Below are 17,975 nucleotides of genomic sequence, written 5' to 3'. Positions count from 1 at the left end.
TGCTGATAGTTTATGGTTGATTCTGTTCTTGATATTGCTTATAGGTTTCTGTCTTATATAGTTCTTGAGTAGACTTTTTCCCTTTCTGATCGAATAAGCTAGTTGATTTATCGCCTAGTTTATTTTCGATTTTTTCCAGCTTGTTCAGGCCATCTTTATAATCGTAGTCAGAAGCATCAATTGGTTTCAATCCGCTATTTGAATGGAAGCGAAGCAGATCACCATTGTTGATGTTATCTGAGGTGCTTAGCTGTGTTGAGACGGCTTCTTTCCAAGCATCGGCTTGGGTTTGCAAGGCCTGATCTGGTTCAGTAATCGCTAAACCATCTTTGTTACTATATAAGCTGCCGCTGTAGTACGTATATTCTGGTGTCACATAATCCCCATCACGGAAAGCAACGATCTGATCATGATCTTTTGATAGCAAATCTTGTCCTAATTGGATGTAGTTGCTAGTGTCCACACCTAAAAGATGTAATAGGGTAGGCAAGGCGTCAACTTCGCCGCCATAGGTATGGTTAATGCCACCTTTATCTTGACCAGGGATATGAACCATGTATGGAACTCGTTGCATTTGCGCATTGTCAAAGTTTGACCAAGTTTCTTTTGATTTACCAAGTAATGGTGCCAAATCAGAGTTTCTTGAATTTGAAATACCATAATGGTCACCATACATCACAATGATCGAATTGTCATACAAGCCAGAAGATTTCAAATAGTTGAAGAATTCTTCAACAGCTTTATCTAGGTAGTTAGCAGTGGCGAAGTACCCATTGATGGTTTCATCGTTGGTGTTAGCCATTGGGAAACCGGCTTCGTCATTCTTGAACTCACTATATGGATAATGATTTGAGACCGCGATAAATTTTGTGTAGAACGGTTGCTGCATACGTTCCAAATACTTCACAGATTGCTGGAAGAAAGGTTTGTCGTGCAAGCCGTATTGGAATGAGTTTTCATCGTTCACGTCGTAATAAGAGGAATCGAAGAAATAATCATAGCCAAGGTTTTTATATGTTTCAGAACGGTTCCAGAAGCTGCCTGAGTTACCATGGAAAGCAGCACTTGTGTAACCTTGTGTTTGTTTCAAGATGTTTGGTGCGGCTTGGAACGTATTTTTTCCACCTAGTTGTGAGAATAACGATCCTTGGTTCAAGCCAAATAATGAATTTTCCATCAACGTTTCAGCATCTGATGTTTTTCCAGCTTTTACTTGGTGGAAGAAATTGTCAAATGAGAAAGTGCTGTTACTATGGAAGATGCTGTTTAAGAATGGGGTAACTTCATGCTCTTGACCATTCTCATCTTTCAGTTTGTAGTCAATGACGAATTGTTGTAAACTTTCCAAATGGATCGTGATAACATTGCGCCCTTTAGCGATTCCATAGTAATCACTATTTGGTGCAGCGTAATGATCTTTCACGTAAGATTCAACTTCTTTTAAATCATTGGCACTTGCTTCAGCTCGGACCTGATTCGTCTTATACGTTTGGATACCATCGTAAACAGTGAAGGCATTTACCCCAAGGTATTTGATCAGGTAGTCGCGTGAAAAGGTCCGTGTCAATAATTCAGGACGATCTGCTTCAGCTAAGAAGAGGTTTCCAGAGAAAATCATGATTGAAAGTGCCGTCATGGCGATAGCCATTCGTGCACGTACGGGACGTTCTTCTCGCTTGATACGCTTGCGCCATAGAAGTAATGGTAAAATGACGATATCAATCATGTATAAAATATCGTAAGGACGGAAAAGACGGATTGCACTTTCCCCTAAACCGCTAGCGACTTTGCCAGCACCTAGGAACGTGTTAACGGTAATAAAGTCAGTAAACTCACGATAATAAACAACATTGGCAAAGAGCAAAAGACTCGCCAGTGCGTAAATGATCATCATGGTAAGATAAGAGGCTTTCGACCGTCGTACGTATAAGGCAATCGACAATAGAAACATTGTTGATGCAATAGGATTGATAAACAGGATGAAGTACTGTGTTAGACTTTCGATCCCTAAATTAAATTCAAATAAGTATGCAAAAACACTTTTCGCCCATAATAAGAATGTCAGTAACGCATAAAAGCCGAGACGTTTATTCAAAAATGTAGGAGCTTTTAGTTTTTTCAATAGTAACTTCCTTTCTGCCGCAGAAAAGATGCGGGTTGTTCACTTGCTATCTAGTTTACTCGCTTACGTCAATGCAGTCAATTCTAATTAAAAATTGAACAATCAGGCTTAAAGAAAACTTTATAAGCGAAATTCACGCTTTTTTTTTGCTATACTATAGAAGAAAGTAGGGATAAGTGTGGAAATAGAATTAAATAGTTACGGAATTAAACGAATACGTCAAGGAAACCCATTAATTCAGGAAGCAGATTTGAAAAAGAATATAAAAAAAATTCCTTTAGACTGGGTAACTTTTGTTGATAATAAACAAAAATATATCGCGACAGGTTATTTAGGGAAGCAAAATAAAGGATTTGGTTGGGTGATAGACCAAAGTCGACGCCCGATCGATAAGACCTTTTTGAAAGAGAAATTTCAACTGGCGATTAATCAGCGACAAGCTTTTTTCGCAGATGAGAGTACTACTGCTTTTCGTTTGTTTAATGGTGAGGGCGATGGTTTTGGCGGCGTGACCGTAGATTACTATGCAGATTACCTCGTGATTTCTTGGTACAATGAAACGATCTATCATTTTCAAAAGCTGATCGTAGATAGTTTACTGGCTGTTTTTTCAAATGCTAAAGGAGTCGTTGAAAAAATTCGGTTCAAGAGTGACTTGAAAGAAAGTCGCTGGTTGGCGGGAGAAAAACCAGCGGAACCGCTGATAGTAATGGAAAACGGCGTTTCTTATGCCACCTATTTAGACGAGGGTTACATGACAGGGATTTTTCTGGATCAAAAGGAAGTCCGGGGACGTTTAACAGAGGGGCTTGCTGCCGGGAAAAAAGTTTTAAATATGTTCAGCTATACAGGTGCTTTTTCGGTTGCAGCAGCGTATGGAGGAGCAGCAGAAACGACGAGTGTGGATCTGGCGCAACGGAGCCTACCGAAGACACAAGAACAATTCGAAATAAATGGTCTCCCATTAAATGAACAAAAAATAATTGTAATGGATACATTTGACTATTTCCGCTATGCATTAAGGAAGGGTTTAAGTTATAATTTGATTGTCCTAGATCCGCCTAGCTTTGCTCGTAATAAGAAAAAGACATTTTCTGTGGCGAAAGATTATGGACGGTTGATCGAAGATAGCGTAGAGATTCTTTCTGATGAGGGGATAATCATCGCCTCAACCAACGCAGCGAATCTTCCGATCAAAAAATTTAAGCAAGCAATCGAGACCGCTTTGCGCAATAAGAACGTGACGTATCAATTATCAGAAAGCTATCGATTGCCAGCGGATTTTCCGGTGAGTAATTTTGAAGAGAGCAATTATTTAAAGGTATTGTTTTACGTGATAAAAAAATAGAAGAAAATGGGATGGGATGCGTATGATGGATATTCAAGTGAGAGAGGTGCGATTTGATGCGGGAAAACCTAAAATCTGCGTGCCAATTGTTGGGAAAACGTTCGATGAGATCATCGAACAAGCGAATGAAGCGAAAAAAATTGCCGAAGTAATTGAATGGCGAGCCGATTATTATGAAGATGTCTTAGATGACGATAAATTGAACTCAACTTTGTTGGCCTTGAGGGATGAGATTAGAAACATTCCGTTGATCTTTAACCTACGGACGACTGAAGCTGGCGGAAAGCTAGACATCACTCTAAATCAATACCGTCACATCAACGAATTTGCCGTTTCTTCACGAGCAATCGATTTAGCTGATGTGGAAGTCTCCATTATTGATCAGTTGTCAACAACGTTTATCAAATGGATGCAGGCCTTGGATGTACGGGTGATTTTGAGTTATTACAACTTTAAGGAGACGCCTGAAGACGCAGTCATTCTATTTCGCCTAAATTTGATGGAGCACTGGGGAGCAGATATCGCAAAAATTGTTCTTGAACCGCAAAATGAGGCGGATGTCTTGCGCCAAATGGGAATTGTGATGAAAGCCCAGACGTTTGTTACGCTGCCTGTCGTGTCGGTTTCCTTAGGCAGACTTGGAAAATTATCGCAGATCAGTGGTTCGCTAGACGGCTCATGTATGACTTACGGCTGCTTGGAAGGCAAAACCTGCTCTGATGCCCAGATTGAGGCTGAGAAATTAGTTCTGATGATCGATGAATTGAGATAAAAAAGTTTTTGGGAATTTCTAGACATCCTAAGACTAATGAAAAAGAGGTTCGACGCTCGAGTTTATGAGCGTTGAACCTCTTTTTGATGAATTTTTTATCAATCCATTACATCAATATCGAACACTTCGATGTTTTCTAACCCTCCATAGATTTCGTACCATGGTTTAGCGTATTTATCGAGGAGTTCATTTAATTCTTCAACATTTTCCCGCCCTTGGGTATCCAACCAATTAATTAAGGCATCTTTTCCGCCGTCAGCATACACTTGAACACCTTCGCGCCATGTCGCACGACCGCCAAGAATACCGGAATAGTTTGCGCCATGTTCGCCGGCAAAGGCCAATTCTTCACGGAAAATATCAGCGGGGACACCTGCACTTAGATAGATGAAGGGGCGAGTAGCAACATCACTAGCTTCTTTAAAGTAGGCAGCTGCTTCTTTTTGCGTATAAACCACCGGGTCATTTTCATGATTGAAGCCTTCAACATAGTTGAAAAGTACAGGAACTTCGACCTTCAGCACATCGATATGGTATTTGTCTTTCGTAAATTCTTTCATCGTATCAATGACTTTTTTCGGTTTGATTTTGGCAAACTCTGGTGAGTGATCATCAGTGATTTTACTATCATAAACGATAGGTTCAACAAATACTGGAATATCTGCGGCTAACGCTTCCGTACCTAAACGTTCTAAAAAAGCGTGCTTGATAGCTAAAATCTCTTGGGGTTCATCAGGATCGTAATATACGAGTACTTTGGCAGCATCTGCGCCTTTATCTAGCAGCCGATCTAATGATTCGTCTGGAAGCAGCTCTGGTAAACGACCGGGAGTATTGGCATCATACCCAGTCTTTTCATAGGACATGATCAGTCCGCAATTTGGGTCCTTGGCTTTGATTCCTTTAAATCCGTATTGTTCATCTAATAGGATCGCACTGACATGCTTTGTCAACTCTTGAGAAACGAGTTCTTTAAATTCATAGACTTGATCCATCGAAAATTTATCTTCGCCGACAGCGGCTTGCATCATCTTTTTCATAGAGCCGCGTTGATCGATTGCTAAAGCTGCAATGACACCCTGATCGTTTGACAATTGTTGCATCTTTTCAAACTTTCCTCTTGAAATTCTTTTCATGCTGAAGACTTCCTTTCTTTTACACATTCAGTGTAGAACTTTTAAGAAAAAAGACCAAACAAAACGACTGATTTGTCTCTCGTCTGCTTTTTTGCTAGACTTTAGGAAATGAATGAAGTGAGGGATTCGCTTGGCTAAAAAGAAAATTCAAAAGACCAATGCCATTCGTTTAGTTGAACAAAAGAAAATTGCCTATACAGAACATGAATATGCATGGAGCGAAGAGGACTTGGGGGCAGGACATGTCTCAGAGCAAGTCAAAATCGAGCCTGCCCGGATTTTTAAAACCCTAGTTGCGGTTGGAAATAAAACAGGTCCGGTGGTGGCTGTGATTCCTAGTGACCATGAATTGGATCTAAAGAAAATCGCGAAGGTCAGTGGCAATAAAAAAGTCGAAATGCTCCATCTGCGTGATTTAGAAGCAACGACGGGCTATATTCGAGGCGGCTGTTCACCTATCGGGATGAAGAAGCTTTTTCCAACCTTTGTTGATGCCTCGGCTGAGAATTTTGAACAGATCGCCATTTCGGCAGGCAGAAGAGGGCTGCAAATGGAAATTGCCCCCGACGCCATCGTAGAGCTGACGCGAGGACAATTTGCGGAACTGACGCATTAGGCAAAGGCGTTGTAAGCTGCATGCGTGCCAGCAACATAGCCTGTGCAAAAGGCAGTGGTGATATTGTAACCACCTGTATACCCATTTACATCTAGAACCTCCCCGGCGAAATATAAGCCGGGGATTTTTTTACTAGCTAATTCTTTAGGATTGATTTCCTTAAGCTCAACGCCACCGCCGGTCACGAAGGATTTTTCTAAACCAAATGTTTTATTGGCAGACATTGACCAGTCTTTACAATAGGAAATAAAGCTGGTTAATTGTTCCTTTGATGTTTGGCTATAAGGTTGTTCGCTAATACCGACTTTTTCTAAAAAGAAGAGCAGCAATCGCTCAGGCAAGAAACCTGTTAAGGCATTTTTCAATTGTTTTGTAGAGGCTGCCGCACGTTCGTTGATTTCTTCCAATAGTTCACTGGTTGATTTTTCAGGAAAACAATCGAGTGTCAGGGTCACCGTCTCTTGTGTTCGCAACAATTGATTAACAAAGCTCGAACAACGCAAGGCCGCTGGTCCAGAGATGCCAAAATGAGTAAAGAGCAAGTCCATCTCATGGCTCGCGATTGTTTTATTTTTCTCGTCAACAACAGATAATTTTACGTCTTGCAGAGACAAGCCCTGCAGCGTTTTAGCTGACACAAAATCATCCATTAAAAAAATTGGTGATTCCGTAGGATAGAGCGGTGTCACATGATGACCAACACTTTTAGCAAAACGGAAGCCATCACCCTGCGATCCAGTTGAAGGGTAAGTGATTCCACCAGTCGTGATAACAACACTTTTAGCAGAATAATCGCCTTCTGCTGTTCGAATGCCTTGGATGCTAGTACTATCAGAAATGATTTTTTCAACAGGTTCTTTAAAGTGCAATTCAACGTTCAAATTTTCTAATTCGTCCTTCAAGGTATTAACGATCGTGGCTGACTTATCTGAAACTGGGAAGATTCTTCCATGGTCTTCTTCTTTCAAGGCAACACCTCGGTCACTAAAAAAATTCATCACGTCCTGATTATCAAATTGCGAAAATGTACTATATAAAAAGCGCCCGTTACCAGGAATATGAGTGATCAAATCATCTACCGGGCGATTATTGGTCACATTGCAGCGACCACCGCCAGTCATCAATAATTTTTTTCCCAGTCGTTTATTTTTTTCAAATAGAGCGACTTTTGCGCCGTTCATGGCGGCTGTAATGGCTGCCATCATCCCAGCAGGACCGCCACCGATTACGATTACATCAAATGTTTTACTCATTCTAATTTATCCTCATCTTTAATTGATTTGTTGGTTTAGTTTGTATAATCATACTTTAAATACGAACAATTTTCAGTCAATTTGCAGTGTAGCATGAATTTTTTTTCACTTCTATTAGAAAATGATGTAAACTATGAGTATTAAATGTGAGGAGGAATTTGATGGAAGTACGAGAATATGTTGAACAGATTCAAAAGAACTTAGAGGCAAAAGATCCGAACCAAGAAGAATTTTTACAGGCGGTGGAAGAATTTTTACCTACCGTGATTCCTTTTCTAGAAGAACATCCAGAGTATGTTGAAAAAAATATTTTAGGCATGATTATTGAACCTGAGCGATTGGTGCAATTTAGAGTGCCTTGGCAAGATGATAAAGGCAACTGGCAAGTCAATCGTGGCTATCGTGTTCAGTTTAATTCGGCGATTGGCCCATACAAAGGCGGCTTGCGCTTCCACCCAAGTGTGAATTTAAGTATCTTGAAGTTTTTAGGTTTCGAGCAAATCTTTAAAAATAGTTTGACTGATCTTCCAATCGGCGGTGGTAAGGGAGGATCAGATTTTGATCCGAAGGGCAAATCAGATTCTGAAGTAATGCGCTTTTGCCAAAGCTTCATGACCGAATTGTCGAAACATATTGGTCCGAACTTAGATGTACCGGCTGGTGATATTGGTGTTGGGGGACGTGAAATCGGTTATCTATTTGGACAATACAAACGATTGCGTGAATACGACATGGGTGTGCTAACTGGGAAACCATTAGGCTTTAATGGAAGTCTTGGTCGGAATGAAGCGACTGGCTATGGTGCAGTTTACTTCGTGAAGCATTTATTAGAAGATCGCAAGGATTCGTTTAAAGATAAAAAAGTGATTGTTTCAGGTAGTGGGAATGTTGCGATTTATGCGATTGAAAAAGCACAAGAACTAGGAGCAACGGCTATTACATGTTCTGATTCAAATGGCTATATTTATGATAAAAACGGAATCGATGTTGAACTATTGAAGGAAATCAAAGAAGTTCGACGTGCGCGATTAACAGAATACGCAAAAGAATCTTCAACAGCAGAATACTTCGAAGGTTCAGTTTGGGAATTGGAAACTGAAGCTGACATTGCGTTGCCGTGTGCGACACAAAATGAGATTGATGATAAAAAAGCAGAAATCTTAGTCAAAAATGGGGTAAAAGTAGTTGCTGAAGGAGCAAACATGCCTAGCACAAATGGTGCAGTTAAGTTGTATCACGAAAATGGTGTGCTCTATGGTCCAGGGAAAGCAGCAAATGCAGGCGGCGTAGCCGTATCGGCATTAGAAATGAGCCAAAACTCTCAACGTCTTGCTTGGACAAAAGAAGAGGTTGATGGCAAGCTAGATGACATCATGAAGAATATTTATGAAACGTGTCGTGATACGGCAGCAAAATATGCGGATAAAGATAATTTTGCCGTCGGAGCAAACATTGCTGGTTTTGCAAAAGTAGCTGCGGCGATGTTGGCTCAAGGAACTGTTTAAATTTTAAATGGTTTACGCTTGAAAAATCGGCAAAAGAAACGTAAAGTATAGATTGTTATGAAGTGATTTTCAAGGAGGAAAAACAATGGCACACATTCATTTCGATTATTCGAAAGTAGCACCGTTCGTGAGCGAACATGAAATGGACTACATCAAATCTGAAGTAGCTCTAGCTCACAAAGAATTACGCGAAGGTACTGGCGCAGGAAATGATTTTCTTGGCTGGGTAGATCTTCCAGTAAACTATGACAAAGATGAATTTGCGCGCATCAAAAAAGCAGCTGAAAAAATTAAATCTGATTCTGAAGTATTAGTAGTTATCGGAATCGGCGGATCATACCTTGGAGCTCGTGCAGCAATCGAATTCTTGCACCAAAGCTTCTTCAATGTATTAGACAAAGAAGATCGTAAAGCACCACAAGTTTTCTTTGCAGGAAACTCAATCAGCTCAACCTATATTGCTGATTTGATCGAAGTGATCGGCGACCGTGATTTCTCAGTTAACGTTATCTCTAAATCAGGGACGACAACTGAACCAGCAATCGCCTTCCGTGTCTTCAAAGAATTATTGATCAACAAATATGGTGAAGAAGAAGCCAACAAACGTATCTACGCAACAACTGATAAAGCTCGTGGAGCTGTTAAGGTTGAAGCGGATGCAGCGGGTTGGGAAACTTTCGTTATTCCTGATGATGTGGGTGGACGTTTCTCAGTGCTTACAGCAGTTGGTTTATTACCAATCGCAGCTAGCGGTGCCGACATCGATGCATTGATGCAAGGTGCAGCGGACGCTCGTGAAGCTTACTCAAGCGAAAACTTAGACGAAAATGAAGCGTATCAATATGCTGCACTTCGTAATATTTTATACCGCAAAGGGAAAGTGACTGAAATCTTGGTCAACTATGAACCAGGTATGCAATATTTCAACGAATGGTGGAAACAATTATACGGCGAATCAGAAGGAAAAGACTTGAAGGGGATTTACCCATCAAGTGCTAACTTCTCAACTGACTTGCATTCATTTGGACAATACATCCAAGAAGGTCGTCGTAACATCTTCGAAACGATCGTGAAAGTGGAAAAACCTCGTAAATCTGTGGCAATCCCTTCACAAGAATCTGATTTAGATGGCTTAGGCTATTTAGAAGGTAAAGATGTTGACTTTGTTAACTCGAAAGCGTACCAAGGGACTCTATTAGCCCATACAGACGGCGGCGTTCCTAACTTTGTATTAAATATCCCTACAATGGACGCCTACACATTAGGTTACGCAATGTACTTCTTCGAAATCGCTGTTGGGATCTCTGGTTACTTATTAGGGGTTAACCCATTCAACCAACCAGGTGTGGAAGCTTATAAAAAGAATATGTTTGCCCTACTTGGAAAACCAGGATTTGAAGATTTAGCAAAAGAATTGAATAATCGTTTATAGCATAATGAAAAGAGCGCTCATCTGGTGAGTGCTCTTTTTTATTGGTATAGTAAAATTAATAGGCAGCTAAGCAAAATTAATGATAAATAGTATATTGGAAGAATAAAGAAATCGCTTTTAAACAAATAAAGATAAATAAAAAATGAACATGAGATTAAAAATAACCTCGGTTGTTTATGTTGGTGTTTTACGAATTTTCTAAAAATTCCGACCTATCCCTTGATATTAAAGCAAAAAATATATTAAAAAACGTTTTCAATTTTTAGTAGTTATGTTATTATAAAAACGTAGTATTAAAGGGGGATTTATTATGGAAATGAGAGAAACTATTGAAATTGGTGTTGCTTATGAGTGCAAAGCCATTGGAATTGAAAAGGAAGTCGTTGGGGTTGTTGAGCAATTATACAATAATACTGTGTTGATCAACGTCGTCCAATGTGCACCAACGGATCGTGCGACAGTGATCGAATTGCAGAACCGTCTATTAGTAAAATACGAAGATATTCACGCGTGCGTTGAAATTGAATGTACTGCATAAGTTTTATCTAACCATGTGAAATAATTATTTTGACAGGAATGAGATTCGAATCTTTTTTAGAGGTTTGGGTCTTTTTTTTGCCCAATGACAAGTGTTTGATAGGAAGCGATGGTTCAGTGGATAGAGTGGGAAGTAGCACAAGTGTTGATTTTGTTCTTCGATAGTTAACTATTCATCCATTGAACCTTCAAGCGAGAAGAAATACAATGTGAGTATCAGAGATTATTCAGAAAAGGGAACACTTGTAACAAGAGAGGAAGAAAAATGAAGGCAATTGAAATTACACAATTAGAAAAAGTTTATTCAGATGGAAAAAAAGCGCTAGCGGACGTTAGCTTAAAAGTCTCTCAGGGGACTATTTTTGGATTTTTAGGACCGAATGGCGCGGGAAAAACGACGACAGTTAAGCTGCTAAATGGTATTTTAAAGCCGACGGATGGAGAGACCCGAGTTTTAGGCCTAGATCCGGTCAAAGAAGCAAAGAAATTGCATCAATCTACAGGAATATTAACAGAACATGCGGGGATGTATGATCATCTTTCTGGGCTCGATAATCTCCTTTTCTTTGGACAGGTATTTGGTCTTACAAAAGCGGAAAGCCAAGCAAGAGCTATGCAGTTGTTAGAGAAGTTGGAGCTTTCAGAAGCAGCAGAGGTGAAATTAAAAAGCTATTCAACAGGAATGCGGCAACGTCTTTCATTGGCCCGGACCCTGATTCATCGTCCAAAAGTATTATTCTTAGACGAGCCAACTAGCGGTCTGGACCCTGAAAGTACGAAAAAGGTGAACCAACTGTTATTGGAACTATCAAAAGAAGAAGGGACGACGATTTTTCTTTGTACCCATCAATTAAGGTATGCCCAAGAGATTTGTAATGAGTATGGATTGATGGACAATGGCCAGCTGTTAGCAGTAGGGAGTCTAGAGGAATTGCGAAAACGAACCTTCAATAATCAAAAAGTAATCATTGAAACAGATACCATGCCCTCTTCCATCGTGAGTAAACAAATCAACGCAGCTATCTATGAATTAACGCTCTCGGATAAAACAGAAATTCCACAGCTAGTGAAGGAAATCGTCACACAAGGCGGAAATATCTCGCAAGTAACGCCAATGGATTATTCATTAGAGGATATTTATTTTGCGTTATTGGAAGGGGGGCAGGCACATGTTTAATAGTCGACAAAAAGCTATTATGGTAAAGGATATTCGCGGTATCACAGATAATAAACGCTATTTTTCGGTGTTAACGATACTTCCGTTATTCTTTTCAGTCGTTTTTCCAACGATCATGTTATTGTCGGTAATACTCAGTCCAACCGATTCTTCTTCGTTTACTGAAATGGCTCGAATACTGCCGAATCTTGAAAAGCTGGATCAAGACCAAATCATTCAAGCGTTTTTGGCTTTGATGGTCAATAATGTTATTCCGATTTTCTTTTTAATCATTCCGATCATGACTGCGAGTGTCATGGCAGCTAGTTCCTTCGTAGGGGAAAAGGAGAAGCGAACGCTGGAAACCTTGCTATATTCGCCATTATCCATTCGCGAAATTTTTCAGGCAAAAGTATATGCTTCCTTTTTTGTCGCTATCTTTGTCACCTATGTTTCGTTTATTTTAACCGTCATCGTCATTGAAGTGGAGCTGTATTTACTGAAAGGGTTTCTTCTGCCCTTGAGTATCAACTGGCTTTGGGTCATGCTTCTTATCGTACCTGCAATAACGATTATCTCAATCGTATTGATTGTTAAAGGTTCTGCTAAATCGACAACCATCGAAGAGTCACAACAAAAAGCCGCATTTCTGATTCTGCCGATAGTCTTACTGCTCGTGGGGCAGTTTACGGGGATTCTGGTCTTTGGCGGCTGGGTTGTCCTTTCAATCGGACTTGTTCTACTGGTTATCGCATTCTTACTACTGAGATTTTCCATGACCGGTTTCACGTATGAACGTTTATTAGATCGATAAAAAACTGTAAACGACCTTCGACAAGAAGGTTGTTTACAGTTTTTCTAATTAAATAAAATACTACTAATCGTTTTTATCTTGATGATAGGTTGCTTTCCTGAAAAAACCTGTAGATTGTCCGTTAAGATTCCAGCGACGTTTTGAAAGCGATAAACAGCCGCTTGTTGCTTTGCGTTTACCGGCCAGACATAGACTTTTTGTTTGCGATGTGCCAACGCTTGTAGTAGATCACCGTTGGCTGTTCGTGCTTCGATATTCATAAAGTCCAGCGAAGTCCTAGGTGCTCCTAGTAAATCCATAGGCAGGATATACCCGACTTCCAATCTAGGGAAGAGTTGCTTCATCTGGTTAGCGGTATCCAAATCCATGCTTTGCAGCTGATGATTGGTTAGTTGCTCCTTTAAGGGCACCAATGATTTAAGAATGGTTCCTTTGGTTTTGGCAGTTACCTTAAGTTCAATCAGTAATTTTTGATTGAGGCGGTTTGCTTCTGCTAGATAATCAGTGAATAGAGGAATCTTACTTGAATGACCGTTTTCTTTTAGGGTCACTTTTTTTAATTCTGCCCAAGTGGATTCGTCAATGCGAATGTTCTTGTCAGCTAACTGCTTTAAATCCTCATCATGGATGACAACTAGTTGATGGTCTGCCGTTTCTTGAACATCCATTTCGACAAGATCAGGATGACTGGATTCATTGGTCTTTTTTAGGACATCAATAGAATTTTGGACACCATTCCGGTTGGAAACACCACGATGCGAGATCGTTAAGGGTTGATCTGGGTAGTCACTTTGAAAGACATGCGCATAGTGCAAAGGATACAATCCAAGGCAGACGATAACGGTCAGACTAAGCCAAGCAATGGTTCCTTTAGACATTTTTTCACCAGCAGTCGGATGGTTATCCGAAGTGGTCAAATAAAGAAAGAAACAGCCCCATATCACATTTTGAAGCACTCGATAAAGCATGAGGAAAATCATCGCGCTGCTTTGTCTTGTCAGAAATTTCGCAGCCCAAATGAAACCGAATTTGAGTAGAAAACTGAGAACGATAAAAGCAAAAGGGATAATGAAAAAGAGCAGCACGTGCTTAGCCACTGGCTTTTTTGTTTTTTTCCAACTAAGCTGTTGGCTCTCCTTTAAGCTTTTTCCTTGTTTTAGGTATTTAGGTAGTAGAATCGATCGATATAGGAAGTAAAGAACGAGTAAATACAGTAAAACAAGGATTGGCACTATTTTCCATCGATAGAGAAATAGGAAGGAAAGTATTTTAGCCGGTAATGGCCGCCAAGCTAGAAACATTTGATAGAAGCGAAAGAAAAAAATGGGCGATAAAAGCAGCCAGTAGCCGAAGCTGACAAACGCTGCTCGTAAAGAAAAATTCTGAAATACTTTCTCATTGGATTGTATTTGACTAAAAAAGTTCCCATATAGAAAGATTAATGAAGAAAACAGCAACAAATAGAACGGATGATATAGATCGTTTAGAAAGCTTTGCCGGAAAAATAAAAAGAGTCCTTCGGTTAAGAAGGGGAGACCGAAAACAAGCAATAAAAAATTATATATAGAAAACGCACGAAAAAAACGGGTGATTTGTTGTCGTAAGTAAGTCATTGTTCCTCCTGAAAATGTATACGTAAATAAGTTGTTCAAAATGATTTAAACTTTTTATTTAGCGTATCACAACTTTGCACATCAAAGTTAGATTATTTCATGAAAATCGGAGAATACAACTGGGGATAGTATCTGTTGGATTTGGTTTATTCCAGATGATTGTTACGATTATTTATCTAGTAGAGTGCTGTTGGGATATATATACTCGGATACCCCTTTTTCAGAACCAAAAAGAGCGGATCAAACGCCTGCGTTTTTGTTGAATATCCTCATTTTTTCATTCGAATGAAACGAAACGACAAAAAAACTCCACTAATGAATTAGCGGAGTAGTAATTTTTCTAATAATGCGCCGCCTTGTAATAAAGCGAGGCTGTATAAAAAGATGGAAGCGGGTTTTGCTAAAAAGATAATCGCGCTGTATTTCTTAAAGGACATATTTGTCAGACTAGCCATCAAACACAGGGCATCATCTGGTGCGACGGGTAAGAAAATCGCTAACGCAAACCATTTATCAAATCGAGGATCATCTAGCCAATGATTGTATTTTTGGTAGACCTTGTCACTAACAAGATGCATGATCAACGGCTTACCATAATGCCGCCCCATTAAGAAAAGAATGAGCGACCCGATAACGATCCCGACATAATTATAGACAAATCCCCAATAGGGACCGAAAATCAAAACGCCAGCTGCTAAACTAATTCCACCAGGAATAATCGGGATAACGACTTGGATGATTTGAATCAAAACAAAAATGAGTGGGCCGGCAATTGGTGATTGCCCGACAAGTTGCTGCAATGAATTCATATCATCAAATACGCCTAAGCGATAGAAATAAATCGATAAACTAATCGTTAACGCGATCCCCATCAACGAAATAATATTTAAAAGTCTTCGTGACTGAACAACACTCATCTGACTCAACTCCTTTGTCTTTCTAAAATGAAGTATAAAGGATAAATTCACAAAATGCATAGGTCTGAGGTAGTAATTTGTGAAATTCGTTTGAAACTTAAAATATTTTTAGAAATTTATTGGTTGCGCTTACAAAAAGTGGTAAGTAAATCAGGAAAAGGTCTCCTGTTTTACTTGATTCGAAAATTGGAACGTGTTCTCTTTAAGGCTCGTTCAATCACATTCGTGAACATAAAGCCAATGGCGATCGCTCCAGCTGTAACAAGAACCGTGACGACCTTCTCCATTGATTCCGTAAACTGCTGATTCATCATATGGCGTACGGCCATATAAGCAGGTCCTCCTGGAACTAATGGTACCAGACTGGGAACATTAAAAACGATCACCGGCATATGCATTATTTTAGAGAAGAAAATACTGATCAATCCGATCATTAAAGCACCTAAAAAATTTGAGATACCAATATTTTGATGGAAGTACGTTTGCAAGATCCAAAAAGTCATCCAGCCCGCAGCTCCAGTAAAACCGCAGGCTAAAAAAGCGCGACGAGGGATATTCGTAATCACGCTAAAGGCGATCGTGCTAAACATACTGAATAAAAAATTGACAATAATATTCATGAGTGACCTCCGACTAGAATTATTCTTTAGAAGAAATTAAAGGCAACGATGATTCCGCCGCCGATTGCACCAGCAATGAACAATGCCTCGGTTCCTCGAGCGACACCACTGATTAAATGTCCTGACATGATATCACGGAAGGCATTGGTGATGGCTAAGCCTGGTACTAAGGGCATGATCGAGCCGATAATCAGGCTATTTACATCGCGAGCCAGTGAGGTCGAGACGGTGAGTAAAGCGAGAGCCCCAATAATCAACGCAGCCGCAAAATCATTTAAAAATTTCATCTGCAATTTATTTCCAAAAAAAGTATGAACGCCAAACCCAATCATTCCGATGACAAAGGTTGGAATGAAATCATACCAAGTACCATTTAAAATAATCATTAACGTACTGCTGACAATTCCGGCAGAAATAATCTTCCAAACATAGGGGAAATCCGGCGTATCCTGATCAACTTCTTCCAAATAATGATAAAAGTCCGGTAAAGAAAGTTCCCCGTCAGCGAATTGTCTTGAGCCTTGATTGACAGCCGTCACTTTTTCCAAATTGATCGATTGAGGGGTGATCTGAATGACTTGGCTGCTTTGTTCAGAAGGGAAGCCAACAATTACCCCCGTTGCAGTTACATAAGTTTGTATATCATCAAGCCCTGCATTCAGAGCGATCCGTTTCATGGTATCTTCTACTCGATAGACCTCGGAGCCTGATTCCATCATAATTTTCCCAGCCTTCAAGCAGGTATTTAAAACAAGTTGCGCGTAATTTTGCTGTTCCATCAAGTTAACCACCTTTACTATTCTCTACTATAGTAGAGAATATGAATAAAATAGACAAGAAAAAGAATAAGGATTGTCAGCAATCCTTAGAGAAAGTATAATAAAGTAACAGCAACTTTTTTTTAATGAGATAGGATTTTTACTTTAAAGAAACAATAATGTATTTAAATGTATAACGGCTCATTTGTTTTTTAATGAAATAAGTTAAATATTACATAAATAATGAAACGTTTACACTGCCTTTATAAGGAAAATCCTGATCAAATTCACCGCTTTTTAGAAAAAAGTTTCGGTAAATTTAGATAACATCTTGCATAAGGGTTGCAAAACTAATCAGTTTTTGATTAAAATAAAATGACAGTAAAAATAATAACATTCTGGGAGGAATTACAATGAGAAGAAAAGTTTACACCAAAGACCAGATTCTAAAGGCTGCCTATGAAGTTGTCGAAAATGAAGGTTTCTCTGGATTTACTGCACGAAACATCGCCAAAAAAATGGGAATCAGTACGCAACCAATTTATTTAGAATTTAAAAATATGAGTGATCTTAAGAACACGTTGTTAGACGAAATCTGCAATCACCTATACTACGATATTTTCCCAGAAGTTCGCACTGGTGATACAATCATTGACTTAGGGCTAAGCTATGTGTACTTTGCCAAAGAGCAAAGCAATCTTTATAATGCACTGTTTGTACAAGAATATGGCGGCGGAAAGAAAATGCATGACTTTTCTTACAACTACTTCCATCAATTGATTGTCGAGCATCCTAAATACAGCGAATTGTCTGAAAAACGAATCAATGCGTTGCATGTAGGGACATGGATTTGTGTGACAGGTATCGCTACGCTGATGTCATCAGGCATCATCGCGCCGACGCAGGACGAGATTGTTCACTTGATTGACCGTACGATCAACAACATCTTGCAAGAAGAAGACACGTCCGTATTGGACAGATTATAACATCTTGACATTTAAATAAAAAAAGGTAAGATAAATGGTGCGGAAGGTTGGCAGAGTGGTAATGCACCGGACTCGAAATCCGGCGAGCCGCAGTAATGTGGTGCACGGGTTCAAGTCCCGTACCTTCCTTATCTCTTACTTCAAATCGAGCTGAGACGATGGATGCAGAATTTTTTCTGTATTCATCGCCTCAGCTCGATTTTTTTTAAGCAAAAGTATTTAGTTGAAAAAAGAGCGCCAGTTACTTTGGTAACGGAAGTAACTGGCAAAATGAAAAGTTTGTTAGGGTTGAGTACACTATATAAGAGTAAGCTTAACTGAAGCTTAAATGCGAAAAAACGCGGTATCCATCGTCGGCCAGAAAGAATAGGCGACCCTATCTAAAAATAG

The 17,975-nt window shown here is 39.6% G+C and carries 16 protein-coding genes and 1 tRNA gene; 10 read left to right on the top strand and 7 right to left on the bottom strand.

The features are described 5' to 3' along the window. Positions 1 to 10: 10 nt before the first annotated feature. A complete protein-coding gene (locus tag IGI44_RS09760; protein WP_438787548.1) occupies positions 11 to 2,122 on the bottom strand; it encodes an LTA synthase family protein in 2,112 nt (703 codons plus the stop codon). 178 nt (positions 2,123 to 2,300) lie between these two features. Between IGI44_RS09760 and IGI44_RS09755 the strand changes: the two genes are divergently transcribed. Next, the gene (locus IGI44_RS09755) at positions 2,301 to 3,470 is read left to right on the top strand and encodes a class I SAM-dependent rRNA methyltransferase (protein ID WP_438787547.1); all 1,170 of its coding nucleotides are present in this window, start codon (positions 2,301 to 2,303) and stop codon (positions 3,468 to 3,470) included. Positions 3,471 to 3,492: 22 nt separating this feature from the next. Further along, positions 3,493 to 4,242: a type I 3-dehydroquinate dehydratase gene (gene aroD, locus IGI44_RS09750; RefSeq protein WP_438787546.1), complete on the top strand. Its 750-nt coding sequence runs from the start codon at positions 3,493 to 3,495 to the stop codon at positions 4,240 to 4,242. 98 nt (positions 4,243 to 4,340) lie between these two features. Here aroD and IGI44_RS09745 read toward each other — a convergent pair whose 3' ends face one another. After that, positions 4,341 to 5,378, bottom strand: a complete 1,038-nt coding sequence (locus tag IGI44_RS09745; protein WP_438787545.1) for a tagatose 1,6-diphosphate aldolase — start codon at positions 5,376 to 5,378, stop codon at positions 4,341 to 4,343. Positions 5,379 to 5,508: 130 nt separating this feature from the next. Here IGI44_RS09745 and ybaK point away from each other — a divergent pair, with 130 nt between their 5' ends. Beyond that, positions 5,509 to 5,994, top strand: coding sequence for a Cys-tRNA(Pro) deacylase (gene ybaK, locus IGI44_RS09740; protein WP_438787544.1), 486 nt, complete (start codon positions 5,509 to 5,511; stop codon positions 5,992 to 5,994). On the opposite strand, the gene IGI44_RS09735 is transcribed toward ybaK, so the two are convergent. Continuing rightward, the gene (locus tag IGI44_RS09735) at positions 5,991 to 7,247 is read right to left on the bottom strand and encodes an NAD(P)/FAD-dependent oxidoreductase (protein ID WP_438787543.1); all 1,257 of its coding nucleotides are present in this window, start codon (positions 7,245 to 7,247) and stop codon (positions 5,991 to 5,993) included. The genes ybaK and IGI44_RS09735 overlap by 4 nt on opposite strands. A 161-nt stretch (positions 7,248 to 7,408) precedes the next feature. On the opposite strand from IGI44_RS09735, the gene gdhA reads away from it, so the two are divergent. The 5 genes from gdhA to IGI44_RS09710 all read left to right on the top strand — a co-directional run bounded on the left by gdhA (position 7,409) and on the right by IGI44_RS09710 (position 12,691). Continuing rightward, the gene (gene gdhA, locus IGI44_RS09730; RefSeq protein WP_438787542.1) at positions 7,409 to 8,752 is read left to right on the top strand and encodes an NADP-specific glutamate dehydrogenase; all 1,344 of its coding nucleotides are present in this window, start codon (positions 7,409 to 7,411) and stop codon (positions 8,750 to 8,752) included. Positions 8,753 to 8,837: 85 nt separating this feature from the next. Next, the gene (locus IGI44_RS09725) at positions 8,838 to 10,184 is read left to right on the top strand and encodes a glucose-6-phosphate isomerase (RefSeq protein WP_438787541.1); all 1,347 of its coding nucleotides are present in this window, start codon (positions 8,838 to 8,840) and stop codon (positions 10,182 to 10,184) included. 310 nt (positions 10,185 to 10,494) lie between these two features. After that, entirely contained in the window at positions 10,495 to 10,722 is a 228-nt protein-coding gene (locus IGI44_RS09720; protein ID WP_438787540.1) for a hypothetical protein, read from the top strand. Between the two features lie 264 nt (positions 10,723 to 10,986). Beyond that, the gene (locus IGI44_RS09715) at positions 10,987 to 11,898 is read left to right on the top strand and encodes an ABC transporter ATP-binding protein (protein ID WP_438787539.1); all 912 of its coding nucleotides are present in this window, start codon (positions 10,987 to 10,989) and stop codon (positions 11,896 to 11,898) included. Beyond that, positions 11,891 to 12,691, top strand: a complete 801-nt coding sequence (locus IGI44_RS09710) for an ABC transporter permease subunit (protein ID WP_438787538.1) — start codon at positions 11,891 to 11,893, stop codon at positions 12,689 to 12,691. Before IGI44_RS09715 ends, IGI44_RS09710 begins: the two co-directional genes overlap by 8 nt. Before the next feature lie 44 nt (positions 12,692 to 12,735). Here IGI44_RS09710 and IGI44_RS09705 read toward each other — a convergent pair whose 3' ends face one another. The 4 genes from IGI44_RS09705 to IGI44_RS09690 all read right to left on the bottom strand — a co-directional run bounded on the left by IGI44_RS09705 (position 12,736) and on the right by IGI44_RS09690 (position 16,620). Then, positions 12,736 to 14,304: a glycerophosphodiester phosphodiesterase family protein gene (locus IGI44_RS09705; RefSeq protein ID WP_438787537.1), complete on the bottom strand. Its 1,569-nt coding sequence runs from the start codon at positions 14,302 to 14,304 to the stop codon at positions 12,736 to 12,738. A gap of 320 nt (positions 14,305 to 14,624) precedes the next feature. Continuing rightward, the gene (locus IGI44_RS09700) at positions 14,625 to 15,221 is read right to left on the bottom strand and encodes a TVP38/TMEM64 family protein (protein WP_438787536.1); all 597 of its coding nucleotides are present in this window, start codon (positions 15,219 to 15,221) and stop codon (positions 14,625 to 14,627) included. 170 nt (positions 15,222 to 15,391) lie between these two features. Then, positions 15,392 to 15,841 (bottom strand): threonine/serine exporter family protein, encoded by a 450-nt coding sequence (locus tag IGI44_RS09695; RefSeq protein WP_438787535.1) that lies wholly within the window; start codon positions 15,839 to 15,841, stop codon positions 15,392 to 15,394. A gap of 26 nt (positions 15,842 to 15,867) precedes the next feature. After that, positions 15,868 to 16,620, bottom strand: a complete 753-nt coding sequence (locus IGI44_RS09690; RefSeq protein ID WP_438787534.1) for a threonine/serine exporter family protein — start codon at positions 16,618 to 16,620, stop codon at positions 15,868 to 15,870. 392 nt (positions 16,621 to 17,012) lie between these two features. On the opposite strand from IGI44_RS09690, the gene IGI44_RS09685 reads away from it, so the two are divergent. Together IGI44_RS09685 and IGI44_RS09680 are read left to right on the top strand one after the other, a co-directional pair. Next, positions 17,013 to 17,585 carry a TetR/AcrR family transcriptional regulator gene (locus tag IGI44_RS09685; RefSeq protein ID WP_438787533.1) on the top strand — a complete coding sequence of 191 codons (573 nt, stop codon included), beginning with the start codon at positions 17,013 to 17,015 and terminating at the stop codon, positions 17,583 to 17,585. Between the two features lie 41 nt (positions 17,586 to 17,626). After that, a tRNA-Ser gene (locus IGI44_RS09680) sits at positions 17,627 to 17,714 on the top strand. The last annotated feature ends 261 nt before the right edge of the window (positions 17,715 to 17,975 follow it).

It is taken from the genome of Enterococcus sp. DIV0756 (genome assembly GCF_051710745.1).
Taxonomy (GTDB): domain Bacteria; phylum Bacillota; class Bacilli; order Lactobacillales; family Enterococcaceae; genus Enterococcus_A.
Note: the sequence above shows the minus strand (reverse complement) of the source record. Positions and strands in the feature narration are given on the sequence as shown.